Below are 26,198 nucleotides of genomic sequence, written 5' to 3'. Positions count from 1 at the left end.
GGAGGAATTTGTATTGAATCCGTCATTTGGAACACGTGTTCGGCGTCTGAGGCAAGAGCGAAGTTGGTCCCAGCAGGAACTTTCCTTACGATCGGGTATCTCTACACCTCACATTTCTTCCATCGAGCGAGGTAAACGGTTTCCATCGTTAGAGTATGCACTTCGACTTGCGGAATCACTCGGCGTTCCGCTTAGCGCCTTGTGTGACGAGAGCAGTACGTTCCAACCACCTAAGATGAAGAGTTCACCCTACGAGTTGCCTCTATACCTGCAAAACTTTGTCTTAAACGAATCGGCCACTCCCTACCTGCAAACTGCGCATCGGCTGAGTACTTTGCCGAGAGAGGACCGTGACCTGCTTACGCTGATGATTGACTTGTTGTCACAAACTCGTCATGTTATTCCCGCTCCCATGGCCACTCATTAAAACAGCGCTTTGATGCCATATTTGCCGCCGGGTGTTCGGAAGACGCCGATATATCTGGGTGTCCGGCGGTACAACCACCCTTCTGCATCCTCAAAACGAGCCTTCAGGCACGAAGCTTGGAACTCAGTATCAACCAAACGCCAGTAATAGACCCAGCCCAACGTAATCCCTCCTGCTGTCACTCCAGGTTGTCACGGTGCAATTGCTATCTCTCCGTACCTGTCAGCGGCAGTGACAATGTAAACGTCGTTCCTTGCCCTTCCTCGCTGTTTACCATGATGTCCCCGCCGTGTTCGAGCACGATATGCCTGCTGATAGCAAGCCCCAATCCGATACCACCTGAAACACCGCGCGTGCGTGCTTTGTCGGCTTTGTAAAACCGCTCCCAGATGTAAGGTAAATCGTCCTTTGGAATCCCTGAACCCGTATCTGCAACGCTGATCCTCGCAAACCGCTCTGAACGTGTCAGCACCAGAGACACGCTTCCGTCTTTGCCCGTGTGACGAATGGCGTTGTCGACAAGGTTCGTACAGACCTGTTCCATCCGGTCCTCGTCGGCAAGCACGAGTAAAGGTTCGTCAGGCACCCTGATCGTCAAAGTGACACTCCGTTCGAACGCCAACTGTGCGAACTTGCGGTGAACTCTGCGGGCAAGCTCTGCGAGGTCCACGCGTTGATAATCCATTTGAAAATGCCCAGACTCGAGTTGAGCCAAGTCCAGGAGGTCGTTGACCAAACGCTTCATACGCAGTGACTCATCATGAATAATACTGGTAAGTTCTCTCCGAGATACCGGATCGTCGCCAAATTCATCAAGCAAGGCTTCACTGTATCCTTGCATCATCGACAAAGGGGTTCGAAGTTCATGAGAGACATTGGCGATAAAGTCCTTGCGCAGTCTATCGAGTTTTTTCTCTTCAGTTACGTCCCGGAATACACACACGACCCCCCGCGGGGTGGCACCATCGGATTCGTACAGGGGCGTCATAACGAAAAAATAATCCCGCCCCTGCCAACTCAGTTCTCTCGTCTGCGGCTGATTGACCCGGCGTACATTCTCCATCATAGACAACAAGGGACCTGGCAGTTTCCGGTCTCCCTCCGTTGCTTCCTGGTCCGGTTGCAACGCAGCCAAGCGCCTTAACGCAGGAGGGTTTGCCAAGGTAATCCTCCCGTCCCCGTCTGCTGCCACGACACCGTCAATGAGTGACGAAAGGATACTGCTCAATTGATCCTTTTCCACAGAGAGAGCCGCGATGGTGCGCTCAAGTTCACTCGTCAGTGCATTGAACGTTCTGCCGAGTCTGCCGACTTCGTCACTCGTCACGACTTCTACCCGGTGATGGAAGTTTCCGCGAGCCATGTCTTCTGCTGCCTCATTCATTTGCACAAGTGGCCGGGACAGATTTTTGGAGACGACAAACGCTAATCCTGTCGTTAGCAAGACCCCAAGAACGACAGCAAAGACAATCAGGTTGCGCATCCGGGTGAGTGGTGCGTCAAGCGCGCTCATCTGCTGGGTCACGCGAATCATACCGGTGTGCGCATTTGAACTCTTGAGCAACAGATACACAGACAACCGGCCCTTGTCACCGTACCCGCCTTCGCGCACAACGGGTGACCCGGCTAGGAACAACTGCTTGTCGTCCGTGTTAAACGCCTGAAACACTTGCTCGAGAGCGCCGTGTGCCTGGAGTGACGTTTCCACGGTGATTGAAGCGTTGTCAAAGTTTTCCGCCATCTGTTTTGCAAGCGTAATGTTGCGTGACACGCTGACAGGATTTTGGGCCATCAAAGTCTGTACGCTGTATGCAAGCCGCCGCAGTTCTGCTCCCTGCTGTTGATACACGTAGTTGTCAAAAAACTGTTGCAGCAAAAACGACAACAACAATAAAACAAGGCCGACCATCGCAACGATGGTAAGCCATAGTTTGGCGACAATGCTGTTTCTAATCACGGATTGACCTCAAATTTATAGCCAACGCCCCAGACGGTACCAATATACAGACTTACGCGTTCGGAAGCTTGTCCCAGCTTTTCACGCAGACGCTTGATGTGCGTGTCAACCGTTCTTTGATCTCCATAAAACTGGTAGTTCCATACATCTCGTAAGAGTTCTTCACGACTGAATACCTTGTCTGGCCGTTGTGCCATGTAGACCAGTAAATCGAACTCTTTCGGTGTCAGACTGATTTCCTGACCTGCCACTTCAACGCGTCTCGCATCCAGGTGGATGGCAAGGTCGCGAAAGCTTAACATCTGCTGAAGATCGGGTTTTTGCATTTCCGGTTCTCCCGACCGTTTCAAAAGCGCTTTGACGCGCATCACCAGTTCGCGAGGGCTGAATGGCTTCACCACGTAATCATCAGCACCAAGCTCAAAACCGTGAATTCGCTGTGTTTCGTCTCCTGCTGCCGTCAACATAATGATGGGTACGTTGGAGGACTGCCGGACTTGATTGCAGACATCACGACCATCCAATCCAGGCAGCATCAGGTCTAGAATCAGCAACGAATACGGCTTGGCCAACGCCATTTGGAGTGCCTCATTTCCGTCTTCTGCTTCATCTACTCGAAACCCGCTGCGCTCAAGATACATCCGCACCAGTCTGCGAATGCGCTCCTCATCATCGACCACGAGGATGTAAGGCTGATGGTCCATCCCGAGTCCCTCCAATCCCTCTCGCTACCATTATGCCCATGATTTAAACAGGCAGCAAGTCTCCTGTTCAGAGCATTTTCAAGATCCGTTCATGTCTTTTCACTTTTTTGTTGCATGAGTTATTTGTTTTTATGAGAACGCACTGTACCTTTTCGGTCGAACCGTTCTCGAGTCTGGTGCTGTTTCCCGCCATCGTGGTTTGAACGACCCGAACTTCCTTGCCGTCCGCGTTGTCGGGCAGGCTGGCGGGTGCCAGGCACTTCCCTTTTTGTATCCTTGGCAGGCGTCGTCGTGGCAGGCGTCGTCATCCCAACCAACTCATACAACGCTGAAAGTTCTTCCGCGTTCAAATAACGCCATTGTCCGCTCGGCAGGTTTCCGAGCTGCAAGGGGCCGAATTGAATGCGTTTCAACCGTTTGACCGGATGTCCTACAGCCTCAAACATACGGCGAACCTGCCGGTTACGCCCCTCGTGGATGGTGAGTTCTACGACAGATTCCTTTGGATGGTTTCGCAGCACCCGAACGAATGCAGGACTGGTCATCCCGTCGTCCAATTTCACACCCGAAATCAATTGTCGGATGACCTCTGTCGAAGGCATCCCAAGGACCGTAGCACGGTACACTTTGTCGACATCATGCTTCGGGTGTAACAACCGATAGGTCAGTTCACCATCGTTTGATAACAAAAGGAGCCCGCTGGTGTCGTAGTCCAGCCGGCCAACTGGGTAAAGTCGAACATCGACATCTTGAACCAAGTCGAGCACGGTGCGTCGGCCTTCAGGGTCACTTACCGTCGTGACATAGGAAACGGGTTTATGTAACAGAACGCACTGTGTTTGCTCGGCAGACACCAACTGTCCCCGTACCTTGACTTTCTGGCGTTCGGGGTCAATCACGGTCCCAAGTTCTTGCACGACTCGACCGTCAACCTCCACTTCTCCTGCGACAATCAGTTCTTCAGACTTGCGACGGGACGCAACCCCTGCCCTCGCCAGAAATTTTTGCAACCGCTCCGCCATGTAATCGCTCCTTGCTCCGAACTTCTAAAAGCCTTCCCATTATAACGAATGTGTCGGCATGACGCGAATCATGCAATGAAAACGGGCCATTTTAACCAGGTTCGGTCAAAATGGCCCGCTTGCCGAGAACTGAACATGAGCTTTCGATTGACAGACTATTTGGGCATGGGGCCGAGGAGTATATAGACGGCGAGTACACTTCCAATGACGCTGGCCAAGTCTGCCAAAAGTCCGACTTTCAGCGCATACCGCATCTTACGGATGCCGACACTGCCAAAATAGACTGTGACCACGTAAAGTGTCGTATCGGACGCTGCCTGCATCGTCGACGCCAGCTGGCCGAGCCATGAGTCGGGTCCATGAGTCTTAAATATGTCCGTCATCAGCGCCAGACTCCCCATCCCGCTAATTGGACGGAGCAAGCCCATCGGAGCCACTTCCGGTGGAATGTGTAAGAAGTGCAATACGGGTTCCAGCCACTGAATGAGGTACCCCATTGCCCCTGAAGCTCGAAATACAGAAACTGCAACCATCATCGCGATGAGATGCGGGATCAGTCTGATGGCAGTTCCAAACCCGCTCTTGGCACCGTCCACAAACGTGTTGTAAATTGGAATCCGCTTAGCGAAGCCAGTTATCATAATGCCGGCAATGAGCAGGGGCAACAACCATTCCGAGACGGCGGCGAGAATTTCCTGCATGCTTATCGCCTCCGTTTCGACCAGCGGCGAAACAGTCTGTCTAGAATGACAGCCGCAATGGTTCCGATGGTTGTTGCAAGCAGCGTTGTACTCACCACTGAGGTTGGATGTGCTGACCCATACTGCATGCGGACTGCGATCACGGTAGTGGGAATTAAGGTGATGCTCGCCGTGTTTATGGCGAGTAATGTACACATCGCGTCGCTGGCAGTCTCCTTGTCTTCGTTCAGCGTTTGCAGTTCTTGCATGGCCTTGAGACCGAGCGGTGTTGCGGCATTTCCAAGCCCGAGAATGTTTGCACTCATATTGGCCAAAATGCTGCCCATGGCGGGGTGGTCAGGAGGAACGGATGGATACAGAAACCTGCCGATAGGTCGAAGCCACCGTGCGAGAATTTCAACGAGGCCAGCCTTTTCAGCAATATTCATGATGCCCAGCCAAAAAGCAATGACGCTGACAAGCCCGATAGCGAGCTCAACACCAGATTCAGCGCCGCCCAGAACAGCCTCCGACACAGCGCCTACTTTTCCCGTAAACACAGCCGTTACAAGCCCAGCACAGAACAGCAAAAGCCAGATGAAATCAATCAAGCTGGCACCCCCACGGTAGAAAGAGTCTTCTTCTACCATGGGTATGCCAGCTTGTACGGGATTAGGACAAACTTATTGGACTGGGGTTGGGCCTTCACCTGGTTTGTGTTGACTGCCGCCCTTGAACATCGACTGTAGTTTTTCGATCGCAGCAGGCGCCATGTCAATCAACCGATCATACAACTGATTCTGGTTATCAGCAGACAAGAGCCGAACGTTTTCGCCTTTCACAATCAGAAATCCAATCGGAATGATGGATACCCCGCCTCCGGATCCGCCGCCAAAAGGGGTCTCGCCCGACTGTTGGCTCTTGCCGTCAGATGCCTGAAACTCACTTCCACCGGCTGCAAATCCAAATCCGACCCGGGATACAGGCAGGATGACTGTACCGTCTGGGGTCTCTACCGGATCGCCGATGATAGTGTTGACGTCCACCATCTCTCTGATGTTTTCCATGGCTGTTTTCATCAGCCCCTGGATGGGGTGTTCCATGTTTTCTCCTCCTTGCGTGGCCGGCTTGTCAGACGTTGCAGGGTTTTCTGTATGCTCACCCACGTCAGAGACATCCTTAATACTCCAACGATAGCGTGTCCTAGCGTGACACGAGCTATACAGTGCACAGCAGCATCGAACAGAGTTCCCTGGAAGTTCGGTGTGATGGATAGTTGTGGCTTTGCCGTAAACCGGGTCAGGCGGGAAACTTGGCCGATAATCATACCAACTCCCCCCCATGCAGCACCAACCAGACAGCCTGTCGAAACCACGTCTCCAGTACCGACGACAGCATTCACCGTCACTTCAGATACTTGAACACTGCGAAGAAACCGTTTCAAGGGGTGCCAGGCCTTTGGCAACACCGAAGCGTAGCTCCGCCAGTTCTTCACAAACCCCCACACTTCAGAAGAAGTGAGGGTTGATTCCTGATGCTGTTTCGTTGCTGCCTGATGCACGGATTTGACCGCAGGGCCTTCCTTGGTCAATTTGGGGTGCAGTTCCTTCAACTCACGACGAACCTTCAAGAGACCGAAAAGTGCTCGGATCCGCACGGATCCTTGTACAGTTGCCCCGTGTTGTGTGAGTTCCACCGTTACGGTCACAACAGATAACGACAGTACCACCACCGCCAGAAGGATGATGGCCAACCAGATGTAGGCTGTCATATGCATAAAAAGACCGTCCCACCTTTATTTGGAACGGTCTTATGATGCCACAATCGCAGGGCATCATACCTCTTCCTTACGACATCGGTCTGCATAAGTTGTGCGTTTTTCAATCTCGCGGCAATGCTGGTGTCAAGTCGAACAGTGAAATGTCCTCCGACGTTTCATCAAGTACAGGCAGAGGCGGAAGGTGTTCAAGAGAAGACAAACCAAACGTCTGCAAAAAATACGGTGTCGTTCCATAAAGGATTGGACGGCCTGGTGAATCCTGTCGACCGACTTCACAGACGAGTTGACGGTGAAGCAGGGTTTGCAAAACGCGATCGGACTGCACACCGCGAATCGACTCCACTTGTCCACGCGTGATAGGTTGTCGATATGCAACGATGGCAAGAACTTCGAGGGCTGCTTGACTCAGCCCAGGGGCGGATGGCGCCGTCGCCATCCGCTCGAGGTACGGCGCACAGTCAGCGCGGGTCACAATCTGCCACGCTCCGGCAAGTTCAACCACCTCAAGGCCTGCCTCGCGCAGTTCGTACTCAGATTTGAGCCGTGTCAAGAGCTCGAACACCGTGTCCACGGAGACTTCGAGGACTTCTGAGATAGCCTGTGTGGACAGACCTTCACTGCCCGCCGCAAACAATACTGCTTCGAGGGGGGCCAGCAACGGAACAATCACGCGTATTCCTCCCGCAAGATGATCTCAATATCGTCAAACGGCGACGCTTGCGTACAGTGAATGGCACCAATTTTGACGAGCTCAAGCAACGCCAGAAACGATGCAACCAAGTCGTGTCTGGTCCGCACAGTGCCGAGCAACTCCCGAAATGTCGCCTTGGTCCACCTGCGAAGACGCGTGAGAATGGAGGACATGGTGTCTTCCACTGAAAGCTCGTGACCTTTGATTTCGGCCACCCGGTCCTCTTTGGGGACCCGCAACAACAACTTACGATAGGCATCTACCATATCCCAGAGCGAGACACCTTCCACTGGCAACGGGTCGTCCCGATGATACGGCCGGAGGTCCAGAGGGGGTCTTGTATAGATGAGGCTTTGCAGGTGTTCCCTCGATTTGAGCTCGCCAGCTGCCCACTTACAGCGCTGATACTCAAGCAGTTGGAGAACGAGTTCCTCCCGTGGGTCGATGTTGTCAGTCTCTTCGTCCGATGCCGCCGCGGCTTTTCTCGGCAGCAACATTCGGCTTTTAATGGCCAAGAGCGTAGCCGCCATGACAAGAAATTCACTGGCGATTTCCAGCGACAACTCCTCCATGGCTCGTATGTAGTTCAGAAACTGACTTGTCACCAGTGCAATTGGGATATCGTGAATGTCAATCTCCTGTTTTCGAATCAAATGGAGCAAAAGGTCCAGCGGACCATTGAATTTTTCCAATGATACTTCGTAACTCACTTCTCGCATCCTCCAAACGGCAAGATTAGAACAAGATGCCGCTGATTCCGAAAATGTGTAGAAAGAACGCCAACAGCCCAGTTAAGATCGGATATAACACGTGGTTGCGAAAAGGTGGAATAATCACCAGCAATAAGAGAATGAACGGCCCATAGAGATCCAACTTGCGATACCGAACTTCCAGCCGGTACGGCAGTAGATTTGAGACGATCCGAGACCCGTCGAGCGGCTGTAACGGAATGAGATTAAACACAAACAAACTCAGGTTGACAAGAGCTCCCCACCATAAGAGTTGTGCAACAAAGCCGGGGTACGTAGCAGGATACAACACGGACAACAGAGTGAGGCACACAAGTGCAATCAATAGGTTAGACACGGGTCCGGCAAGCGCAACTAAGATCATGCCAGTCCGCGGGTGCTTCAGGCGACGCGGATCAACAGGGGTAGGCTTGGCCCAGCCAATCGGGGCAAACAGGATCATGACGAGTCCGAGAACGTCAAGGTGGGCAAGCGGATTGAGGGTGACTCGCCCAGCCATACGCGCGGTTTTATCGCCAAGCAGGTCAGCTGTCAGTGCGTGGGCAAACTCGTGCAGGACGAGTCCAATTAATACGGCAAGAAATCGGAACAAAAAAGACGGATCGACAAGGCTCTGTACCAAATGGGCTCTACTCCTTTACTCTGTCCCGCAACACAGAATCGAAAGGCGGATGCGCCCATTATAGCACATGGAGTTGACAGAATCCGTCGAAGGCGGGAGTCCACCCCGCCAGTCGCGGCGAGATGGCTCGGCCGTCCTTTGGACTGCGCAGGGACGGATTCATTTTATAAAACGTCGCATCAGGCAGCGGCACCCGACACTTGAGGACGCTGCCACAATCGAGCAAGGTGAGGCCATACGGGGCGGACAAAGCCGATGAAGGTCTGAAACATGCCAAAGTAACGGAACAGACGTGGTAAGAACAGCAAAACACTCAGCACGCTGCTCACCCCTTTTCGCGTAGAATACTCAACTCTATGCACTTTGTCAGTGGTTGGAGTGGGCCCCTTGCCTTGTCCTTGCCTCATAGGCTTCCATGAGTTGGCGCAGGGCAGCAGTTGTAACCGGTGCCGCTCGTTCCGGGGAGTCACTGCCAGACATCTTTCCGAGGTCTCCGATCCCGATGATCACAGGCAGATTCAAATCACGGAGGGCATCAACAGTGTCTCCAAATACCATGTAACGGTGAATTGGGTGGCCGTCTTTATCAACGCCTGTTGATACTGTGTGTCCGTCTGCGTCAATGGAGAAATCAATCCCGACTCCCTTGACAAGGGACGTGTTGGACGCGACTGCCAGTGCTCCCATGACCTCGATATCCGGGTGGTTACAGATGACATGCAGAGCTTGTTCGCCGCCCGCCTGGTTTCCGTCGCCGTTGTCATCAAACATGACAAGCACTGGGTCGTAAGCGGCTTGCTTTACGAAGTGTACAATCTCGGTACCAGACAAACGTGTCGGATTCCCCGCTGTTCGTGAAATCACCCGCATTTTCAGCTGTTTCGCTGCGATTTCCAGTGCCCGTCGTGCAAAAGTGTCACCGTCAGTGACGAGAATAACGCGCTTTTTACGATGCACGTTTTCCATGATTACCCTCGCGGTCTTGCGACCACGGAAGCCAGGAATGCGAAGATAATGGCAGCTGAAATACCAGCACTGGTTACTTCAAAGATCCCGGTGATGATCCCAATCAGGCCATGTGTCTTCGCCTCATCCAGGGCTCCGTGAACCAGTGCGTTACCGAAGCTGGTGATGGGTACAGTCGCTCCGGCGCCGGCAAAACGGATCAGCGGATCGTACCACCCTAGACCATCCAGTACAGCTCCTGCAACGACAAGGATTACCATAACGTTGCCTGGCGGAAGTTTAAAGCCGTCCATAATCAACTGGCCAATGGCACAGATGATTCCGCCGACAACAAAGGCCCAAACGAATGTCATCCACGTAATCGTCACTGAACACGCCCCCTTCGCTCAAAGACTACGGCATGCGAAATAGATGGGATGGACTCTTGCTGTTGCGATGTCACTGTCGACAACAGGGCACCGGTGGCAGCAACCATAATGCGCTTCCATGTTCCGTTGCGAATTTTTTCCAACAGGTATCCGAAAGTTACAAGGGAACTGCAGGCAGCTCCACTGCCGCCTGAAAATACCTCTGATTGCTCAGGTGCATAGATAAGCATTCCGCAGTCCGTCAGGCGATCACCTGGGTCTTGCCCTTGCTGTGCAAATAGGTCTCTTAAGATAGCATGTCCGATCCGACCCAAGTCTCCAGTCGCGATACAGTCGAAATCCTCCAAGTGCTGACCGGTGTCATGAAGATGCGCCTGAATGGTCCGGAAGGCGGCAGGTGCCATCGCCGCACCGTATTCCCAGGGATTTTTTATGCCGAAATCAACGACTTCTCCAATCGTCGCTGCAGTCACGACAACATTTGAACCAGTATTTCCAATGACTGCCATGCCCGCGCCCGTCACAGTGCGTTGCGCCGTTTCGGGCTTTTGAGCTCCATACTCAGTGGGGAACCGGAACTGTCGCTCAGCGGTGCTTGTATGACTGCAAGTCCCCGCGATGACAGTTTTAGCTGCACCCGTATCGACCAACAGGCCCCCGAGGGCAACGGACTCGGTCATCGTGGAACATGCGCTGTAGAGGCCGAGTTGACGAAATCCAAAGTCCCGCAAGCCAAAATAAAACCCGGTGAGCTGTGCATTTAAATCTCCACCGATAGCATAGTCAATCGCTTCCGGTGTCAACTTGGCCTTCTCAAGCGCAGTCTCGGTTGCCTGGCGGATCAGACCCTGTTCGTCCACCTCCCATGATTTCCCTAGCATTCCGTCTTTCGTGATGCGTACGTCAAACCACTGGCTGAGTGGTCCCTCACTTTCAAGCTTGCCAGCAACGGTCCCGGTGGCAAGTACAGCCGGCTCCGTTTCGAAGAGCCATGTTTGTCGGCCTGCTGTCTTCATCACTTCGCCTCCCCTTTGTATGGTTGTTCACGCTGTCGGAGGTCGTTATGTGATGTGGGTTACGATGTAACGGATTAAAGACACAAAAAAAGCGCTGACTACGCCGTAGACAATTACTGGACCGGCAAGTTTAAAAAGGTTTCCACCGATACCCGCGACCCATCCCTCACTCCGGCTTTCCATGGCAGCAGATGCCATTGTGTTGGCAAATCCGGTGACCGGAACAGCCGATCCTGCGCCCGCCCACTGCCCGAACCGGTCATACACCCCGAACGCTGTCATTATGACGGACAAGAGTATCATCACGGCCACGGTCGGGTTTCCCGCATCGGTAACCGAGAAGCCGCCGTATCGAACAAACAATGTTTGGACTGCTTGACCGATGACACAAATTCCGCCGCCGACCAAAAATGCGCGCACGGTGTTCTTGAGCATGGGCCGTGCCGGGCGATGACGGTCGACCAGTTGTCGGTAGCTGAGTTTCTCGTCTTTAACCTTTGTGTTCATAGGCCACTCCTCCCCTGCATCAGGTTCCCACTTAGTGTGCCCACGTTGGAACAGTGAGATTCGAAACCAAAAACGGGTATGGCTACATTCGCCATACCCGTGGTCTCCATGCTTTCATTTTTTAGTGGTTCGTCACAGGTTTAATTCGCCTCGAATGGTACGCAAGATCTTCTTCTCCAGCCGAGATACCTGTACCTGAGAAATGCCGAGCACCTTGGCAACATCTGACTGCGTCTTATCTTTGAAAAAGCGCAGATAAACAATCAACCGCTCCCGCTCAGGTAACCTGTTTAGGACCTCGTGAAGAGCAATTTTGTCAAACCAGCCAACGTTTTCGTCTTCAGCAATTTGATCCATTAAATAAATTGGGTCGCCGTCGTTCTCGAAGACAGTCTCATGGATTGAGGCTGGCGTACGTAACGCTTCCTGAGCAAACACAACTTCCGAGGGTTCGATGCCCAGTTCTTCTGCGATCTCGTGGATCCGGGGCTGACGCCCAAGTTTCTTCGCCAAGTCGTCTCTCGTCCGTCGAATGTGCTTGGCTGTCTCCTTCAGGCTGCGACTGACTTTAATGGTGCTGTCATCCCGTAAGAAACGTTGGATTTCGCCGATTATCATAGGCACAGCATAGGTCGAAAACTTCACGTCATAGCTGAGATCAAACTTGTCCACAGCTTTCATCAAACCGATGCAGCCAATCTGGAACAGGTCTTCCGGGTCGTACCCACGGCCAAGGAAGCGTTGCACCACAGCCCAAACCAGTCGTTGATTGCACAGGACCAGCGTATCCCTCGCCTGACTGTCGCCTGACTGACTGTCAATAATCAGCTGTCGAATCTCTTCGTCGGTAAACTTCCTCGTTTCAGCACTGTTTGCGTGATCCATCGGCACCGACCCCACTCAGTTCAGGGTCTCGCTCGACGCGAGAACTTTTCGCATGGTGACGCGGGTCCCGCGACCGGGTTCAGATGAAATGAAGAATTCATCCACAAAATTCTCAATGATAGTGAGTCCCATCCCGGACCGCTCCAGTTCTGGACGAGAGGTGAACAGGGGTTGCCTAGCCTGGTCGATATCTTCGATGCCGATCCCGTCATCTTCTACGACCACTTCGACTGTGCCGTCCTTGAGCGCACAATGAAGCCTTACCTCTCCTTCTCCGCCGTCGTAGCCGTGGATGATCGCGTTGGTTACGGCTTCTGACACCGCCGTTTTGAGCTCTGTCAGTTGTTCCATGGTTGGATCGAGTACCGTCACGAATGCTGCAACCGCTACCCGAGCCAAGGACTCGTTTTCGGAACGGCTGGGAAACTGAAGGTGCATGTAATTTGCAGCAATCACTTTGCTTTGAACTTTTTGCTCCATTCCCTACGCCTCCTTGATGGCTCTCAGTGCGGAGTCTTCTGATTCAAACACCGGAACCACTTTAAAAATCCCGGATAGCTCGAAGATTTTCCGTAAGTTTGCATTAACCTCACAGAGAACCATTTTGCCGCCACGTGACGACAGCGTACGATATCGTCCAAGTATCAGTCCGAGTCCGGAACTGTCCATGAAATCGATGCCTTGAAACGACAGCACTAACCCGCGATAGTGGGTGTTTTCAAGTGATTGTTCAATCTCATCTCGCAGGGGCTCAACTGCGTGGTGGTCAAGTTCGCCCCGTAAACGAACCACCAGCACCCCGCCGACTACCTCTTTGTCAATCTGCACCAGGATAGCGCTCCTTTCAGAGAAACATAGCTGACTTCTCGAGACTTCTAATTCAGTGCTCGATTTCAGATTTCCTGCTGGTTGACAAAACTAGACGGGATGCGTCAGTATTCGCTATCAAAAGAAGAAATTCATTGCTCAAACATGCCTCAACATGTCCGGCTGCCCTGAAGGACAAGTACCCCTCTTGGCAGCCGCACACGAGTAAGTCTTAAGCCTGTCCAAACGTGATGATCTTACGCACCGTACGGCCGAAACTTTGTAAAAAGCCGGCCTTGGCGACATCCTGTGTGACCACCAAAGGTACGGAGGCAACAGCCTCTCCGTCTCTGGTGACAGAAATCTGGCCGACCACTTCTCCCTTTTTAAGCGGTGGATGTAGTTTCTTGTCGTTCAGTTGAATCGATGTATGAAACTCAGGCTTTTCCCCTTTATGAATGACCACTCCAAGTGTATCTTTGGTTTGCAATGGAACCTGCTCCGGGACCCCGTGCGAGATCTCCACTTCTTTAACAGTTGCTCCTGCCGGGTAGAGGACCCGTGACTGGTATTCCGCGAACGACCAGTTCAGCAGTTCCGAGACCTCATGGTTGCGGATGGTGGACTTCGGTTCACCCATCACAACGGCAATCACGCGGAACCCGTCGCGCTTTGCTGTCGCTGAGAGACAGTACTTTGATTCTGAGGTGTAGCCCGTTTTCAGCCCGTCAACACCGTCGTAATAGCGAACCAACTTGTTTGTGTTCACAAGCCAGAAGGGATGTTCAGTGTCTTGGCGCAAATAGTCACTGTATTTTGATGTATACTTCGTGATTTCGGAGTGCTTCAGCAACTCACGCGACATAATGGCGATATCGTGTGCAGAGCTGTAGTGGTTCGGTTCCGGCAAACCGTTGCTGTTGACGAAGTGCGTGTCGTCCATGCCGAGTTCCTTCGCTCGCTGATTCATTTTCTGGACGAACCGAGACTCTGTCCCCGCCAGGTGTTCCGCCATTGCGGCGCAGGCGTCGTTTGCGGAAGCCATTGCAATAGCCTTCAGCATATCGTTGACAGTCATGGTTTCCCCTGGTTCAAGGAAAACCTGGGAGCCGCCCATTTTTGCTGCGTGCTCACTGGTTTTCACCTTGTCAGTCAGGCGAATCTGGCCGCTGTCTAAAGCTTCCATGATCAGCAGCATCGTCATCACTTTTGTGACACTCGCAAGTGGAAGCTTTTCATGGGCGTCTTTTTCAAACAAGACATTGCCCGTTGAAAAATCCATGACCACTGCTGAACGAGCTTGGCTCGCCAACTCCGGAGTGGATTCCCCATCGTCAGAGTCGGGCTTGTCTGTGGTGACGTGGAACTCTACATTCGGCAGCGGTGTACCATTGGCTAGAACCGCACTAGACTGTACCTGCAAGTGCGAGGGTGCAAAGATTGTGGCGGCGCTCGCAGTCGGTAAATTCATCGCAAACGGTATGGCTAACAAAGCTGACAATCGTGCAGCTGTTCGCACAAACGTCACTCCTTTCCAGTCTGCAGAATCACATTCCATTGGAAGTAGTTTGCGCTGACAGCTTGGCTTCTATCACAAGAAAGACCACAGCATACGAAAGAGCCCAGGGGATACGGCCCCTGGGCCTGACACGAACGTTGAAAACATCTCTTTCGGTTGTGTGCACAGTTACCGGGTAAGCCGAGTCATACCCCGCATCACGCGAGGTCGGCTTTCATTGTTCGGGGTGATGCGGTCGGACGTCTTTACCGTCATATCTGCCCGTGTGAACCTGAGGGTCGTTCTGGTAGCGGAACGTACTGCACATCGTACCTTTGAAGGTCCCAACAATATCATTGCCGTTTGAACGAACCTCAATGGATTGCGCAGAGCACTTGTGACCTGGTTCGTGGTAAATGCACTCTTCAACAACGCAGCGTACGCCTTCCAGCATGACTGACCACCTCCTGTGAGGTATGGTCCCCGTCCGAAATCAGAGACATGCTGGTGCTTACGACCGGTGCAGCTACTCATCTCCAGTTAAACGTGTAACGCACTGAGGGCGCTTTTTCCGACTGGGGGACCTTCGACCTGGAAGTATTCGGCTACAGTTGCACCAATGTCTGCGAAGGTATCTCGTTCACCAAGATTCACCACTCCGGACATACGAGTCGAATACAATAACAATGGAACCCATTCACGGGTGTGATCCGTCCCAGGTGCTGTGGGATCGCAACCGTGATCGGCCGTAATGCAAAGGAGATCGTCCTTTGTCAGCCTCGTGAGCACCTCGGGCAAGCGGGCATCGAATGATTCGACAGCCTTGGCAAATCCGACAGGGTCGTTGCGGTGCCCGTACAGGGCGTCAAAATCGACCAGGTTGATGTAGATGACTCCTTCGTGGACTCTGTCCATGACCTCCGCCAACTGATTCATGCCGTCCTCATTACCTTCTGTGTGGACGGCTTCCGTGATCCCTTCTCCGCCGTAAATGTCGTGTATTTTTCCAATCCCAACCACCGGATAGCCGGCATGAGCGATTCTCGTCAGAACGGTCTCGCCAAACGTAAGTGAGAAGTCTTTGCGGTTCCCGGTGCGCTTGAAGTGGCCGGGCGATCCGATGAACGGCCGCGCAATGACTCGGCCCACACCGTCAGGGCCGGTTAAGATCGCTCTCGCATAACGGCACCACTCGTACAGTGTTTCAATGGGCACGATATCCTCATGAGCCGCAATCTGAAATACGCTGTCGGCTGATGTATAGACGATGGGCCTGCCTGTCTTCATATGCTCTTCTCCAAGTTCATCGAGAATGACGGTACCTGACGAGGGCCGGTTGCCGAGAACCCTTTTGCCTACATGCTCTTCAAACCGTTCGATAATGTGTGCCGGGAAGCCTTCCGGATAGACGGGCATCGGTTGATCAAGAACCACTCCGACGAATTCCCAGTGTCCATTGGTGGTGTCCTTACCAAAAGAGCGTTCTTGCATTTTTCCATATGCTCCCTTTGCGCCCGCACATTCAACTCCTGGAATTTCGTCAATACACCCCAGTCCGAGACGCGCCAGGTTCGGCACCTTCAATCCCCCGACACTTTGGGCAATGTGCAAAAGTGTATGACTGACTTCATCAGCGTGCCCGTAGTGCTGCGCATCAGGCGCTGCTCCAATGCCGACGCTGTCGAGAACAATCCAGATTAGACGTTTGCTCACGTGACTCACCTCTTGATGGATAGCATGAACGATGGATAGCATGCACAAGGAAACCCAATGGCGGCGTAACCACTTGCGAGCTCACCAATGGGTTTTAGGATGCCACAGTGTTGCTTCTTCGACCCGTGGAACACGACGAACCCAACACACAAGGTCAAGCACGCGGGTGAGCAGCGGCGTATGCCTCTTTGAGTCTCGTTCTCGTTACGTGCGTATAAATTTGTGTGGTGGAGATATCAGCGTGTCCAAGCATCTCTTGCACGGCCCGCAGATCTGCCCCGCGTTCAAGCAGGTGCGTGGCAAATGAGTGACGCAGGGTATGGGGTGTGATGTCTACCATAATCCCTGCCGACTGGGTGTACTTTTTAAGCAGTTTCCAGAATCCCTGTCGAGACATTTGATCTCCGAGGTGATTTAAAAACACGGCTCGAGAACCCTTCGATCGCGCCAGTTTGGGACGTCCCATGTTTATGTAATACAACAATGCCTGTTGAGCGATTTCACCGAACGGAATGATCCGCTCTTTCCCGCCTTTTCCGAGACAGCGGAGGAATCCTGCGGACAGGTTGAGATCATCAACTTGGATGGAGACGAGTTCGCTGACGCGGATGCCAGTGGCGTACAGCAATTCCAACATGGCTTTGTCCCTGGCGCCAGCAGGAGTCAGGTTGTCCGGTGCATTCAGCAACTGCTCGACCTGGTGGACGGTCAACACCTTCGGAAGCCGTTTTTCGACTTTGGGTGTTTCGACATTGACGGTCGGATCCACTTCCAGAATTTCTTCCCGGACCAGAAAATGATAAAAAGACCGAATACTCGCCAAGTTCCGAGAGACCGTGGTGTTGGCACGACCTAACTTGCGCAGATGGGCGAGGTACCCAATGACCTGGATCTGCCGGACATCGACAGCGCGAATTTCAGGACCTAGATAACGAAAAAAACTTTCCAAATCTCTCCGGTAAGAGTCCAGTGTGTTCAGTGACAGTCCTCGCTCTACAGCAAGGTATTCTACAAAAGGCTCAATTCGTTGCTCCATAACCGTCCCCTTCACAGTTCCAAAACTCACCGGCCCAAAATACCAAGCCGTAGGTCTTGGCACGCTCGGCCTATGCGTCTGCTCTCGTATTTCTTCATCAGCAGACAATCTCCTGCATCAGGATTCGACAACCTTGGCAAGTTTGGCTCAGTCGGTGACGAATTCACTCATTTTGCGCCATACAAAACGGTTTGCCATACACCGCTTACAAGTTGCTGCGCAACCAGTTCAATTTTGGATCGTGCAGGGTTGTGTGCGGACCAGCCCGTCGATGCAACGGCCTGAAATGGCGGATTCGGCGGCGCGAAGGGATCCCGCGAAGGCTCTAACTTCACCAGTTTTCCCACTGACAGAATGACCCAAGCCAGCAGCACGACCATACTAACGCGACGGACAATTCGCAGAAACTCTTGAAATGACGGGTCAGCTTGCTTCATCACTGTGCATCACCTCTTTCCGGACTCTCGCATCAGTTCAAGGATCGCCTCGAGTGAGTCCGCTTGGATCGGGTCTTCGAGAGCAGCGATGTTTCTCGTTTCTTGCCCGCATCGATCACATCGATGGAGGATTTGATATCCCTTTTGCGGGTTATAGACCACCTCGACAGGTACCATCAGCCCGCCGCAGTCAGCGGCTCTGTCGCCCGGAAAAACGTCCAGATGTACCGAGTGCAGGCAGTTTGGACAGTGGTTGCGGCAGGTCTTTGCCGCGGGCAAAACCTCAGTCCCACAGTGCACACAGATAAAAGACTCGTTTCTATCCGTAAAACGTCTTCCCATATTTTTCTTCTCCTTTGATAGCTGCATCGGTTGGCGCCTCTGGTTGGGACAATAGTGATACAGGGGCGACAGCGAGAACCTAGTGACCGAGTATTGCTCTTAGTATCGGAGGCGCCACGTAGGCTTGATACAAAGCCCCTACGTACGCGCCAAGGATGCAAAGCACCATAATGCCCGTGTATCGGATCAGAACCGAGGGCAATTCGTGAAATGAGAAAGCACGGTGAACAATCGACGAGGACAGACGAATCGCTGTAACACCCGCAAACCAGAGACAAGAGAGGGCAATCAACTGGTGGAAAAATATCACCAGAGTTGCGACGAGAAAGCCGTGCCAACCAAACTGTAAGACCGAATAGGCCACGCTGAAGCCAATGCTGAAGGTACGAAAAAACAGAACCAGGGTCACCAAAGGTAATCCAAGAAGAGAGACACCGCTTAACCAGACCAGAGCAAACAACTTTGTTTCCGAGAACGCCCGCTGCCAGAAGGTGATACTCGGGTTGGCAAGTTGATTGTCTCGAAGTGCCATCACAAACTGACTCATTGTCTGAGATAAGGAGGTGGTTGTGGATGGACTCAGTTGCCCGGCGACCACGCCCCCAAATAACAATCCGCAGATCATGACCGCAAACAGGAAAACACCTGTAGGAAGAACATCGCGTTTCCAGGTTTGTATGCTGTTGTGAATGTTGTCGAACAGCGATTGTACGAGCGGAATTTGAACCAGTTCCATGATCAATCTCCACCTCATCTCGAAGTCGGTTAAGAATCGAGGTTTTGATTGATTCTATGCGCGTCTATTGGACATTATCACGATAGTAGAAATTGAACTGCGTGAAAATGACCGCTTCAGCGAAGCGGTCAGGTGCTTTCCGTCAAACAGCAGGTTCTATGAACCGCTGGCATTACTAGAATCAGAGAACTATCTTGCCGTACACTCCTCCACCGCCCTCGTCAAAGTTGACGTCACCGGTCCGCGCTCGCTCAATCGCCCTTGCCAAGTCCTCCCCGACCACAGCAGAGATGTCTGCGAATTCACCCTGATGCAAAACGGCCATCTCTGTGCCGAACTGCTTCAGCAGTTTGCCGAGTGCTTTTGGACCTAATCCGGGTATGAATTCGAGTGGCACTTGATACGTGTAGGGCGGACGATGAGCCGGGTGCAGCGGGCAGTCTGTGTGCCTTATCTCCATCAAGCGATCATACACACCCATAACCCTCCGGCTGCTGCCGCAACTGCACTCGCCCGACAGTTCATCGACTGGATTGCCGCATTTTGCACAGCGCGTACGATGGTATTTTCCGAGTTTCGGATGCAACCCGTAGTTTCCCGTCACTCTTCGCCCCGCCTGACGGTGAAGTGCCAATTCCACTTCTGCGAAAGATGCCTCTTCCATCATCAGTGCGTTGTACTCGCGGGCGATTTTTGGCAGCGAGTGGGCATCAGAGTTCGACAGAAAGGTAACGTCGGCAAGCTCAGGCAAACAGTCTGCCATGTGGGAATCTGCCGACAGACCAAGCTCAAGCGCATCCGCTTTGTTCGGGTCAACCATCTCAGCCAGACTGGAGACACAGTTTCCGTACAATCCCTTATGTGGAGTAAACGCATGGTGGACGATAAAAAGCCCACCCCTTGACTTGGTCTCAGCTTGAAGGGTGTGTGCATTGGTCCGCGCTCGTTGAGACGAGAGGCTTGGGTTTTTTTCGACCGTGCCTAACCAATCGTGAAAATCCTTTGCAGCTGACAGCGTCGGAAACCAACATCCAAAATGAGCTGCTCCACCAACGGGTCCGGAGACTTCAATTTCTCCGCCGAGCAAGACGACAAGGCCATTCTCATATGCATAGCCGCCGCCCGGCAGCTGGTGCAACCGATCGGAGCGAACGAGATCGTCAAGCTCAGAAAGGACGTTGGTACACACCCCGTCAATCAGAGTAATGACATCTAGACCTTTGCGGACACGTGCTTCGTGAAGGACTGCTTCGACCGTCAGAGTGCGAGCAGCGGCCATCTTGACTGGTTTGTTTCGGGCCCGCCCGACGTGAATGTGAAAGTCGGCAAAGAATCTCTCCATGTGCCGTTAACCTCTGCCTGTTGGTGCCGATTGTTGCAGCCACCACATGACGCCAATCAATGTCTTTGCATCCCGGATCGAGCCGTTCTGGAGCTTCTCTGCCAGCTCATCTCTTCCGTACGCCTCGACGTCGACGAATTCATCGTCGTCAAGATGGGTGTCTCCGGCCGTCAACTCTGTTGCGTAAAACAGGTCGATGCGTTCATCTGCGAACCCGGGACTAGTGTAGAACTGAAAGACGGGTTGCATGTCTTTTGCGTCGTAACCGGTCTCTTCTTGGAGTTCACGGTACGCACACACTTTCGAGTCTTCTCCTTCTTCGAGCTTTCCGGCAGGTAACTCGAGCAGGACCTCTGCGGGCGCAAATCGGTACTGACGCACAAGAAGCAGCTCACCGTCTGCAGATTCAGCCAATACGGCCACAGCGCCGGGGTGCCGAACGACCTCTCTTATGGACGTCCGGTTGTTCGGGAGACGCACGTCACACTCCTCGAGTTTTACCACGCGCCCCTTGTATATTTCACGGCTTGCCAGTTTGGTTTCGACCAGATGTTCGTGTTGTTGATGTTCGTGCAAATGCTCTTGACTCATAGAATCCCTCACCTCACTCCTATCCTGACGCACTCCGGAATCTGAATCAAGCGTCCGTTGAAACGATTCGTGGACGGGCTTTCCGTGTGACTCGTCAATCGGTGTCTTGAGACACATGGCGCCTGCGGATGGAGAACCAGTACGCGATGACCAGTGCAACCCCAATTACAACCGATACATAAAAGCCCATGCGCTGATCGCGTTGCAACAGTCCGTAGCCGCCAAGTCCCACCAACAGAATCATGGTAATATAGGTCGAGACGGGTTGCCCAAAGGCCAACCGTGAGACAAAGTGGTCGTCTTCTGTGGTTTTGCGCCTCCAAGCAAGGAAGGCCAGCAACATGACGAACCAGTTGAGAAAGTTAAAGTAACTGGATGCGCTGACGAGAAAACTGTAAACATTGGCTGGCAACAGCACCGAAATCGTGAGCGCCGCGGCAATCGCGACCGTGCTTACAATCAGTGCTGTCATCGGAGTGCCTCGTTTTGTCTCCCGCGCCACCCGTTTGGGGGCTTCCCCACTATGCGCGAGCGATTGCAAGACCTGATTGGCCGAAAACAAGGAACCAGTCATGACGCTGAACGCAGCAACCAAGATAATCCCGTTTAAAACAGCAGCAAACGGTCCGGCCCCACTGACTCGCAGCGCATATACAAACGGACTCTGGGACGTACTGACGGTATTCCACGATACAAACCACAGCACGAGCGCAATCGAGGCAATATAAAGCACCGTGAGCATCAAGACGGTCCAGATTGCAGCTTTGTCAATTCCTTTGGGATCTTTAACCTCCGCCGCCGCAGACGCAAAAACACCAATCCCGGCGAACGCAAAAATCACAACAAGCATGCTTTGAGCAAAGCCTGAGAAGCCATTAGGAAACCAACCGCGGCTCGACCCTGGCTGTGCGAACACCTGATGCCAGGAACCGGGCCAGATTGTGCCGTGTGTCAAGTAGGCAATCACGAGAATTAATGCGTAAACGATGAAACCGACCAACACGCCAATCTTCAGGGCACTCATGATGGATTCGATGCGTTCAAAGCTCTTCACACCGAAGGCATTGATCAAAATGATGAGGAATGAAAACACGCCAGCGAGAAGGATTGTTGGCACGTGAGGGAACCAAAGTTTCGTGAAGACAGCCATCGCCACCGCTTCACTGGAAATGGTCAAAATACTGGCTAGGTAGTAGGTCCACCCTTGCAGGTAACCCGCAAAGCGGCCCAAATACATCTCGGCAAAGGCCTGAAAGCCGCCTTGAACAGGGTGATTCACCGCGATCGACGTCAGCGCTCCACTCACTTGTGCGGTAATTACCCCCCCAAGCAAGAATGCCAGCAAAACAGCAGGTCCGGCACTTCGAATGGGTAGTCCACATCCCAAAAAGAAACCGGCACCGATGATTCCGCCGATCCCGACGAGTACAAGTCCACGCACAGACAGAGAGCCCGAGTGATGGCTCTCTGTCTGCTTTGCTGTGGTTCTGTTGGTCTTTTGAGCCTCCACACGTATCCCCCATCTCCATGTTTCGTCGGGGAGTAGTATGTGCGGACGATGTCGGGGTCATCCTGTGAAACACCAAGCCGTGACCTTGAGATACAGGGTGGGAACAGGCCGTCGAATGGTTGTCTTCAGTTTGCTTGGTGGTTGTATTGCTGACAAAAGCGTGCTGCGATTTGTGACGCTTTTGCAATGTCTGCTAAGGCAATGTGTTCTGAAGTCGAGTGAATGTCTTCGTACCCGATGCCAATATTGAGTGTGGCGATCCCGTTTTGTGTGAAGATGTTGGCATCGCTTCCACCGCCGCTTTTCACGGGTAAAGGCTCGACTTGAAGCCCCGCCATCACGCGCTCGACCGTCTGACGCACAGGGTCAGACGGTTCAAAGGAGAAACCGCTGTACATCTTCTGGGCTTCAAATTCTGCGGTACCGCCGAATTCGGCAGCTGTTTCGTTGAATACCGCCTCCATTTTCTGAATGACCGGCCAGAGCTCGGCTTCGTCAATCCCTCTCGCTTCTCCGATCAAACTCACGGTTTCTCGCACCACATTTGTAGGGCCCTCCCCGACAAAGCTGCCAACGTTAACTGTTGTGTTGGGACTCAGACGTCCATGCGGCATCCGGGAGACAGCTGTTGCCGCCATTTTGATGGCGCTGACGCCCCGTTCCGGCGCTACACCAGCGTGCGCTGCTCGTCCATGAAACGTAGCAGACCATTTCACCTGCGTCGGTCCTGCAATCACGAGAGTTCCGGGCTGTCCACCTGAATCGAGGCACAGGCCAATGCGGCTTGTAAGCTTGGCATAATCGACACACCGTGAGCCCTGCAGTCCTTGTTCTTCAGCGACTGTAAATACAACCTCAACCGGGCAATGTGGAGCGCCTTCAGTTGCGAGGGTTTCCAGTGCGAGCAGGATGGCAGTGATTCCTGCCTTGTCATCTGCGCCGAGGACCGTCGAACCATCGCTCCATGCAACACCGTTTTCATCCAGGTGTGGGGTAATCCCTTCACCGGGCACCACCGTATCCATATGTGACGTCAGCAAAACAGTTGGCCGGGTTGGATCACCGGGAAACCTGGCGATGAGGTTGCCTGTCTCACCTTTTAATTTGTCACCGGCCTCGTCAACATGGACTTCACAACCTAGTGCCTCCAACAATGATTTGCACTTAGCTGCCATTTTCCCTTCGGAACGGGACAAACTTGGAATCTGCACCAGTTCAAAAAATAGCTCTCGTATCCGCTCTGTGTTCATGTTGTCTTCGCTCCATTACAACCGTTTCCAGATTCGGTTTGGGTTTGATTGAGTTTGAGTTTGATTGAGTTTGAGTTTGATGGATGATGCACCTCGCATATCCGAGGCCTTTTCTATCACTTTTCACTGTTCTACAAAGGGATGTTTCCGTGCTTCTTAGGTGGTCGTGTCTCCCACTTGTTTTGAAGTAACTCAATGGCTTCAAACAGTTTGATCCTTGTCTCTCTCGGGTCGATGACGTCATCGACCATTCCTGCACCCGCAGCAACATACGGATTTGCAAACTGTTCCCGGTACTCGGTGATACGTGCGTTGCGGGCTGCAACGGGATCGGTTGATTGGGCGATTTCTCTGGCGTAGATGATATTTGCAGCGCCCTCCGGTCCCATCACCGCGATCTCTGATGCCGGCCAGGCGTAGACGAGGTCAGCGCCAATCGCCTTGCTGTTCAGTGCCACGTACGCACCGCCGTAAGCTTTGCGCAGAATCACGGTAATTTTCGGCACCGTCGCTTCTGAATAGGCGTACAGGATTTTTGCGCCGTGGCGAATGATGCCACCGTGTTCCTGCTTCACGCCTGGGATGAACCCTGTCACATCTTCCAGCGTGATGAGCGGGATGTTAAACGAGTCGCAAAATCGAATGAAACGCGCGATCTTGTCCGACGAATCGATGTCGAGTCCCCCGGCGAGGAACTTCGGCTGGTTCGCAATCATGCCGACGGTGTGTCCGCCGATGCGTCCGAAACCGACAACGGCGTTGCGCGCAAACAACGGTTGGACTTCCAGAAAGTCTCCTTCGTCAACCAGCCGTACGATGACGTCCTTGACGTCGTAGACTTTCGTTCCGTCCACCGGCACAATCTCTAGCAGCGTTTCGTCTAACGTCAACTCAGCGCTGGACTCGAGACGGGGCGCATTTTCCGTATGTGAGGACGGCAGGAAGCTGAGCAGCCGTCTGACTTCTTGAAGAACTTCCTCTTCCGACTGTCCGGTGAAGTGTGCTACGCCGCTGACGCTCTCCTGGACACGTGCACCGCCGAGTCCTTCACTGGTAATCTTCTCTCCAGTCACAGTTTCTATCACTTTGGGGCCGGTGATAAACATCTGGCTTGTCCCTTCAACCATGAAGATAAAATCCGTGATAGCAGGCGAATAGACGGCCCCGCCCGCGCACGGCCCCATGATGACGGATATTTGTGGAATAACCCCGGAATAAATCGAGTTTCTGTAGAAAATGTGTCCATATCCATCGAGTGAAACGACGCCCTCCTGGATTCTGGCACCGCCAGAATCGTTCAGCCCGATGATAGGTGCTCCATTTTTTGCAGCGAGATCCATCACTTTTACGATTTTTTCAGCATGTACTTCTCCAAGGGCACCGCCAAAGACCGTAAAGTCTTGTGCGAATACGTAGACGGTGCGTCCATCGACTGTCCCATAACCAGTGACAACTCCTTCACCAGGAGCATCCACTGTGTCCATGCCAAAGTAGCGGGTCCGCGTCGCTGAAAAGGCGTTCAGTTCGCGGAAACTCCCTTCATCGAGAAGCAGTTCGATCCGTTCTCTGGCTGTGTATTTTCCCTTCTCGTGCTGGGCCAGAATGCGCTGGTCGCCGCCTCCGAGTTCTGCTTTACGGCGCCTGTCCTGCAAATCGTACAGCTTATCTTCCATCATGAGCTGCCACCCTCCTCTGACTCGTCGGTGTGCTGGCAAAGTTCCGTTAGAACCCCGCCGGATGATTTCGGATGCAAGAATGCGATGAGTTTACCGCGTCCGCCTAGGCGAGGCTTTTCATCGATCAAGCGGTACCCCAATTCTCGTGCATGTTCCAGCGCCGCTTCCACGGACGCAACACGATACGCGATATGATGGAGCCCTGGACCGTGTTTTGCAAGAAACCTGGCAATCGGACTCTCGTCGCTCGTTGGTTCCAAGAGTTCGATGTGAGTCTCTCCCACAGGTAAAAATACTGTCCGAACGCCTTGGTCAGCGACAATCTCTTCGTGACTGGTCACAAGGCCCAGACCTCGTGTATAAAATAAAAGCGCGCTCGAAACGTCAGCCACAGCGATCCCGATGTGATCAATGCCTAAGATACCGGGCAAGATGCCGTCGACAGCGCTGAGCTTTGCATCAGACTCACGGACGTGCTCTCGGATAAAACGTGCCACGTCTTCAATACGCGTCCCTGGTGTAAAAATCCCGGTTATACCGGCATCTATCAAATCGGGGATGTCTGATTCCGGGATAACGCCGCCTCCAACAAGCAGAATGTCTTCTGCCCCTTGTTCCTTGAGGAGTCGTGCCACCTCGGGAAACAGTTGCATGTGCGCACCGCTTAGACTTGACAATCCGATGCATGCAACGTCTTCCTGAAGGGCTGTAGAAACAATCTGTGCAGGGGTTTGACGCAATCCGGTATAAATGACTTCCATCCCTTGGTCCCGCAAACCTTGTGCAATCACGAGGGCACCCCTGTCGTGCCCGTCAAGGCCAGGTTTCGCGACCAAAACGCGAATCGGATGACCCATGAAGCTCCCTCCTTGTTTCCCGCATGCCC

General features: G+C 53.0%; 33 protein-coding genes. 1 reads left to right on the top strand and 32 read right to left on the bottom strand.

Going from position 1 to position 26,198, the window contains the following annotated elements; genetic code table 11:
* Nucleotides 1–13: 13 nt before the first annotated feature.
* Nucleotides 14–427, top strand: a complete 414-nt coding sequence (locus AN477_RS12055) for a helix-turn-helix transcriptional regulator (protein WP_054969406.1) — start codon at nt 14–16, stop codon at nt 425–427.
* On the opposite strand, the gene AN477_RS25035 is transcribed toward AN477_RS12055, so the two are convergent.
* From AN477_RS25035 to mce, 32 genes are all read right to left on the bottom strand, one after another.
* Nucleotides 424–588: a hypothetical protein gene (locus tag AN477_RS25035; protein WP_169787883.1), complete on the bottom strand. Its 165-nt coding sequence runs from the start codon at nt 586–588 to the stop codon at nt 424–426. The two genes, AN477_RS12055 and AN477_RS25035, sit on opposite strands and share 4 nt — an antisense overlap.
* 44 nt (nt 589–632) lie before the next feature.
* Nucleotides 633–2,384: an ATP-binding protein gene (locus AN477_RS12050; RefSeq protein WP_054969405.1), complete on the bottom strand. Its 1,752-nt coding sequence runs from the start codon at nt 2,382–2,384 to the stop codon at nt 633–635.
* Complete coding sequence (locus AN477_RS12045; RefSeq protein ID WP_054969404.1) at nt 2,381–3,088, bottom strand: response regulator transcription factor; 708 nt, start codon at nt 3,086–3,088, stop codon at nt 2,381–2,383. Before AN477_RS12045 ends, AN477_RS12050 begins: the two co-directional genes overlap by 4 nt.
* A gap of 119 nt (nt 3,089–3,207) precedes the next feature.
* On the bottom strand, nt 3,208–4,110 hold the full coding sequence (locus tag AN477_RS12040) for a pseudouridine synthase (RefSeq protein WP_083486228.1): 903 nt from the start codon (nt 4,108–4,110) through the stop codon (nt 3,208–3,210).
* Nucleotides 4,111–4,265: 155 nt separating this feature from the next.
* A complete protein-coding gene (locus tag AN477_RS12035; protein WP_054969403.1) occupies nt 4,266–4,811 on the bottom strand; it encodes a spore maturation protein in 546 nt (181 codons plus the stop codon).
* A gap of 2 nt (nt 4,812–4,813) precedes the next feature.
* Entirely contained in the window at nt 4,814–5,401 is a 588-nt protein-coding gene (locus AN477_RS12030) for a nucleoside recognition domain-containing protein (RefSeq protein WP_054969402.1), read from the bottom strand.
* Nucleotides 5,402–5,473: 72 nt separating this feature from the next.
* Nucleotides 5,474–5,893 carry a GerW family sporulation protein gene (ytfJ, locus tag AN477_RS12025; protein WP_054969401.1) on the bottom strand — a complete coding sequence of 140 codons (420 nt, stop codon included), beginning with the start codon at nt 5,891–5,893 and terminating at the stop codon, nt 5,474–5,476.
* Complete coding sequence (locus AN477_RS12020) at nt 5,869–6,567, bottom strand: DUF2953 domain-containing protein (RefSeq protein WP_054969400.1); 699 nt, start codon at nt 6,565–6,567, stop codon at nt 5,869–5,871. The genes ytfJ and AN477_RS12020 overlap by 25 nt, the downstream gene beginning before the upstream one ends.
* Before the next feature lie 103 nt (nt 6,568–6,670).
* Nucleotides 6,671–7,240, bottom strand: coding sequence for an SMC-Scp complex subunit ScpB (gene scpB, locus AN477_RS12015; RefSeq protein ID WP_054969399.1), 570 nt, complete (start codon nt 7,238–7,240; stop codon nt 6,671–6,673).
* Nucleotides 7,237–7,971: a segregation and condensation protein A gene (locus AN477_RS12010; protein WP_054969398.1), complete on the bottom strand. Its 735-nt coding sequence runs from the start codon at nt 7,969–7,971 to the stop codon at nt 7,237–7,239. The genes scpB and AN477_RS12010 overlap by 4 nt, the downstream gene beginning before the upstream one ends.
* Before the next feature lie 25 nt (nt 7,972–7,996).
* On the bottom strand, nt 7,997–8,632 hold the full coding sequence (locus tag AN477_RS12005) for a site-2 protease family protein (protein ID WP_054969397.1): 636 nt from the start codon (nt 8,630–8,632) through the stop codon (nt 7,997–7,999).
* A 179-nt stretch (nt 8,633–8,811) separates the two neighbouring features.
* On the bottom strand, nt 8,812–8,952 hold the full coding sequence (locus AN477_RS25030) for a hypothetical protein (protein ID WP_169787882.1): 141 nt from the start codon (nt 8,950–8,952) through the stop codon (nt 8,812–8,814).
* 46 nt (nt 8,953–8,998) lie between these two features.
* Nucleotides 8,999–9,598 (bottom strand): stage V sporulation protein AE, encoded by a 600-nt coding sequence (locus tag AN477_RS12000; RefSeq protein ID WP_054969396.1) that lies wholly within the window; start codon nt 9,596–9,598, stop codon nt 8,999–9,001.
* Between the two features lie 2 nt (nt 9,599–9,600).
* Nucleotides 9,601–9,951, bottom strand: a complete 351-nt coding sequence (gene spoVAE / locus AN477_RS11995) for a stage V sporulation protein AE (RefSeq protein WP_054969447.1) — start codon at nt 9,949–9,951, stop codon at nt 9,601–9,603.
* An 11-nt stretch (nt 9,952–9,962) separates the two neighbouring features.
* A complete protein-coding gene (spoVAD, locus tag AN477_RS11990) occupies nt 9,963–10,982 on the bottom strand; it encodes a stage V sporulation protein AD (protein WP_054969395.1) in 1,020 nt (339 codons plus the stop codon).
* Between the two features lie 45 nt (nt 10,983–11,027).
* A complete protein-coding gene (gene spoVAC / locus AN477_RS11985) occupies nt 11,028–11,489 on the bottom strand; it encodes a stage V sporulation protein AC (protein ID WP_054969394.1) in 462 nt (153 codons plus the stop codon).
* A 132-nt stretch (nt 11,490–11,621) separates the two neighbouring features.
* The gene (sigF, locus tag AN477_RS11980; protein WP_054969393.1) at nt 11,622–12,374 is read right to left on the bottom strand and encodes an RNA polymerase sporulation sigma factor SigF; all 753 of its coding nucleotides are present in this window, start codon (nt 12,372–12,374) and stop codon (nt 11,622–11,624) included.
* 15 nt (nt 12,375–12,389) lie between these two features.
* Entirely contained in the window at nt 12,390–12,854 is a 465-nt protein-coding gene (gene spoIIAB / locus AN477_RS11975; RefSeq protein ID WP_054969392.1) for an anti-sigma F factor, read from the bottom strand.
* A 3-nt stretch (nt 12,855–12,857) separates the two neighbouring features.
* A complete protein-coding gene (gene spoIIAA / locus AN477_RS11970) occupies nt 12,858–13,202 on the bottom strand; it encodes an anti-sigma F factor antagonist (RefSeq protein WP_054969391.1) in 345 nt (114 codons plus the stop codon).
* A gap of 211 nt (nt 13,203–13,413) precedes the next feature.
* Nucleotides 13,414–14,700, bottom strand: a complete 1,287-nt coding sequence (locus tag AN477_RS11965; protein WP_245631801.1) for a D-alanyl-D-alanine carboxypeptidase family protein — start codon at nt 14,698–14,700, stop codon at nt 13,414–13,416.
* Nucleotides 14,701–14,914: 214 nt separating this feature from the next.
* Nucleotides 14,915–15,133 (bottom strand): DUF1540 domain-containing protein, encoded by a 219-nt coding sequence (locus AN477_RS11960; protein ID WP_054969390.1) that lies wholly within the window; start codon nt 15,131–15,133, stop codon nt 14,915–14,917.
* 86 nt (nt 15,134–15,219) lie between these two features.
* Nucleotides 15,220–16,392, bottom strand: a complete 1,173-nt coding sequence (locus AN477_RS11955) for a phosphopentomutase (protein WP_054969389.1) — start codon at nt 16,390–16,392, stop codon at nt 15,220–15,222.
* 154 nt (nt 16,393–16,546) lie between these two features.
* Nucleotides 16,547–17,428, bottom strand: coding sequence for a site-specific tyrosine recombinase XerD (gene xerD, locus AN477_RS11950; RefSeq protein ID WP_054969388.1), 882 nt, complete (start codon nt 17,426–17,428; stop codon nt 16,547–16,549).
* A gap of 167 nt (nt 17,429–17,595) precedes the next feature.
* Nucleotides 17,596–17,865, bottom strand: a complete 270-nt coding sequence (locus tag AN477_RS11945; protein WP_211266006.1) for a hypothetical protein — start codon at nt 17,863–17,865, stop codon at nt 17,596–17,598.
* 9 nt (nt 17,866–17,874) lie between these two features.
* Entirely contained in the window at nt 17,875–18,207 is a 333-nt protein-coding gene (locus AN477_RS11940) for an RNHCP domain-containing protein (RefSeq protein ID WP_054969386.1), read from the bottom strand.
* 79 nt (nt 18,208–18,286) lie between these two features.
* Entirely contained in the window at nt 18,287–18,943 is a 657-nt protein-coding gene (locus tag AN477_RS11935) for a stage II sporulation protein M (RefSeq protein ID WP_054969385.1), read from the bottom strand.
* Between the two features lie 181 nt (nt 18,944–19,124).
* Nucleotides 19,125–20,285 carry an endonuclease Q family protein gene (locus tag AN477_RS11930; RefSeq protein ID WP_054969384.1) on the bottom strand — a complete coding sequence of 387 codons (1,161 nt, stop codon included), beginning with the start codon at nt 20,283–20,285 and terminating at the stop codon, nt 19,125–19,127.
* Nucleotides 20,286–20,291: 6 nt separating this feature from the next.
* On the bottom strand, nt 20,292–20,876 hold the full coding sequence (locus AN477_RS11925) for an NUDIX hydrolase (protein WP_054969383.1): 585 nt from the start codon (nt 20,874–20,876) through the stop codon (nt 20,292–20,294).
* Between the two features lie 94 nt (nt 20,877–20,970).
* Entirely contained in the window at nt 20,971–22,386 is a 1,416-nt protein-coding gene (locus tag AN477_RS11920; RefSeq protein WP_054969382.1) for an amino acid permease, read from the bottom strand.
* A gap of 125 nt (nt 22,387–22,511) precedes the next feature.
* On the bottom strand, nt 22,512–23,636 hold the full coding sequence (locus AN477_RS11915) for a M20/M25/M40 family metallo-hydrolase (protein ID WP_054969381.1): 1,125 nt from the start codon (nt 23,634–23,636) through the stop codon (nt 22,512–22,514).
* Nucleotides 23,637–23,767: 131 nt separating this feature from the next.
* Entirely contained in the window at nt 23,768–25,309 is a 1,542-nt protein-coding gene (locus tag AN477_RS11910) for an acyl-CoA carboxylase subunit beta (RefSeq protein ID WP_054969445.1), read from the bottom strand.
* Nucleotides 25,309–26,169, bottom strand: a complete 861-nt coding sequence (gene mce / locus AN477_RS11905; RefSeq protein WP_054969380.1) for a methylmalonyl-CoA epimerase — start codon at nt 26,167–26,169, stop codon at nt 25,309–25,311. The genes AN477_RS11910 and mce overlap by 1 nt, the downstream gene beginning before the upstream one ends.
* Nucleotides 26,170–26,198: the final 29 nt, after the last annotated feature.

The sequence above is a fragment of the Paenalicyclobacillus ferrooxydans genome (genome assembly GCF_001399675.1).
GTDB classification, from domain to species: Bacteria; Bacillota; Bacilli; order Alicyclobacillales; family Alicyclobacillaceae; genus Alicyclobacillus_B; species Alicyclobacillus_B ferrooxydans.
Note: the sequence above shows the minus strand (reverse complement) of the source record. Positions and strands in the feature narration are given on the sequence as shown.

What these genes read in the sequence shown, in the direction of transcription:
- AN477_RS12045 (WP_054969404.1), bottom strand. Translation starts at nt 3,088, where the DNA reads ATGGACCATCAGCCTTACATCCTCGTGGTCGATGATGAGGAGCGCATT.
- AN477_RS12040 (WP_083486228.1), bottom strand. Translation starts at nt 4,110, where the DNA reads ATGGCGGAGCGGTTGCAAAAATTTCTGGCGAGGGCAGGGGTTGCGTCC.
- AN477_RS12035 (WP_054969403.1), bottom strand. Translation starts at nt 4,811, where the DNA reads ATGCAGGAAATTCTCGCCGCCGTCTCGGAATGGTTGTTGCCCCTGCTC.
- ytfJ (WP_054969401.1), bottom strand. Translation starts at nt 5,893, where the DNA reads ATGGAACACCCCATCCAGGGGCTGATGAAAACAGCCATGGAAAACATC.
- AN477_RS12020 (WP_054969400.1), bottom strand. Translation starts at nt 6,567, where the DNA reads ATGCATATGACAGCCTACATCTGGTTGGCCATCATCCTTCTGGCGGTG.
- AN477_RS12000 (WP_054969396.1), bottom strand. Translation starts at nt 9,598, where the DNA reads ATGGAAAACGTGCATCGTAAAAAGCGCGTTATTCTCGTCACTGACGGT.
- spoVAE (WP_054969447.1), bottom strand. Translation starts at nt 9,951, where the DNA reads ATGACATTCGTTTGGGCCTTTGTTGTCGGCGGAATCATCTGTGCCATT.
- spoVAD (WP_054969395.1), bottom strand. Translation starts at nt 10,982, where the DNA reads ATGAAGACAGCAGGCCGACAAACATGGCTCTTCGAAACGGAGCCGGCT.
- spoVAC (WP_054969394.1), bottom strand. Translation starts at nt 11,489, where the DNA reads ATGAACACAAAGGTTAAAGACGAGAAACTCAGCTACCGACAACTGGTC.
- sigF (WP_054969393.1), bottom strand. Translation starts at nt 12,374, where the DNA reads ATGGATCACGCAAACAGTGCTGAAACGAGGAAGTTTACCGACGAAGAG.
- spoIIAB (WP_054969392.1), bottom strand. Translation starts at nt 12,854, where the DNA reads ATGGAGCAAAAAGTTCAAAGCAAAGTGATTGCTGCAAATTACATGCAC.
- AN477_RS11960 (WP_054969390.1), bottom strand. Translation starts at nt 15,133, where the DNA reads ATGCTGGAAGGCGTACGCTGCGTTGTTGAAGAGTGCATTTACCACGAA.
- xerD (WP_054969388.1), bottom strand. Translation starts at nt 17,428, where the DNA reads ATGGAGCAACGAATTGAGCCTTTTGTAGAATACCTTGCTGTAGAGCGA.
- AN477_RS11945 (WP_211266006.1), bottom strand. Translation starts at nt 17,865, where the DNA reads ATGAAGCAAGCTGACCCGTCATTTCAAGAGTTTCTGCGAATTGTCCGT.
- AN477_RS11940 (WP_054969386.1), bottom strand. Translation starts at nt 18,207, where the DNA reads ATGGGAAGACGTTTTACGGATAGAAACGAGTCTTTTATCTGTGTGCAC.
- AN477_RS11935 (WP_054969385.1), bottom strand. Translation starts at nt 18,943, where the DNA reads ATGGAACTGGTTCAAATTCCGCTCGTACAATCGCTGTTCGACAACATT.
- AN477_RS11930 (WP_054969384.1), bottom strand. Translation starts at nt 20,285, where the DNA reads ATGGAGAGATTCTTTGCCGACTTTCACATTCACGTCGGGCGGGCCCGA.
- AN477_RS11925 (WP_054969383.1), bottom strand. Translation starts at nt 20,876, where the DNA reads ATGAGTCAAGAGCATTTGCACGAACATCAACAACACGAACATCTGGTC.
- AN477_RS11915 (WP_054969381.1), bottom strand. Translation starts at nt 23,636, where the DNA reads ATGAACACAGAGCGGATACGAGAGCTATTTTTTGAACTGGTGCAGATT.
- AN477_RS11910 (WP_054969445.1), bottom strand. Translation starts at nt 25,309, where the DNA reads ATGGAAGATAAGCTGTACGATTTGCAGGACAGGCGCCGTAAAGCAGAA.
- mce (WP_054969380.1), bottom strand. Translation starts at nt 26,169, where the DNA reads ATGGGTCATCCGATTCGCGTTTTGGTCGCGAAACCTGGCCTTGACGGG.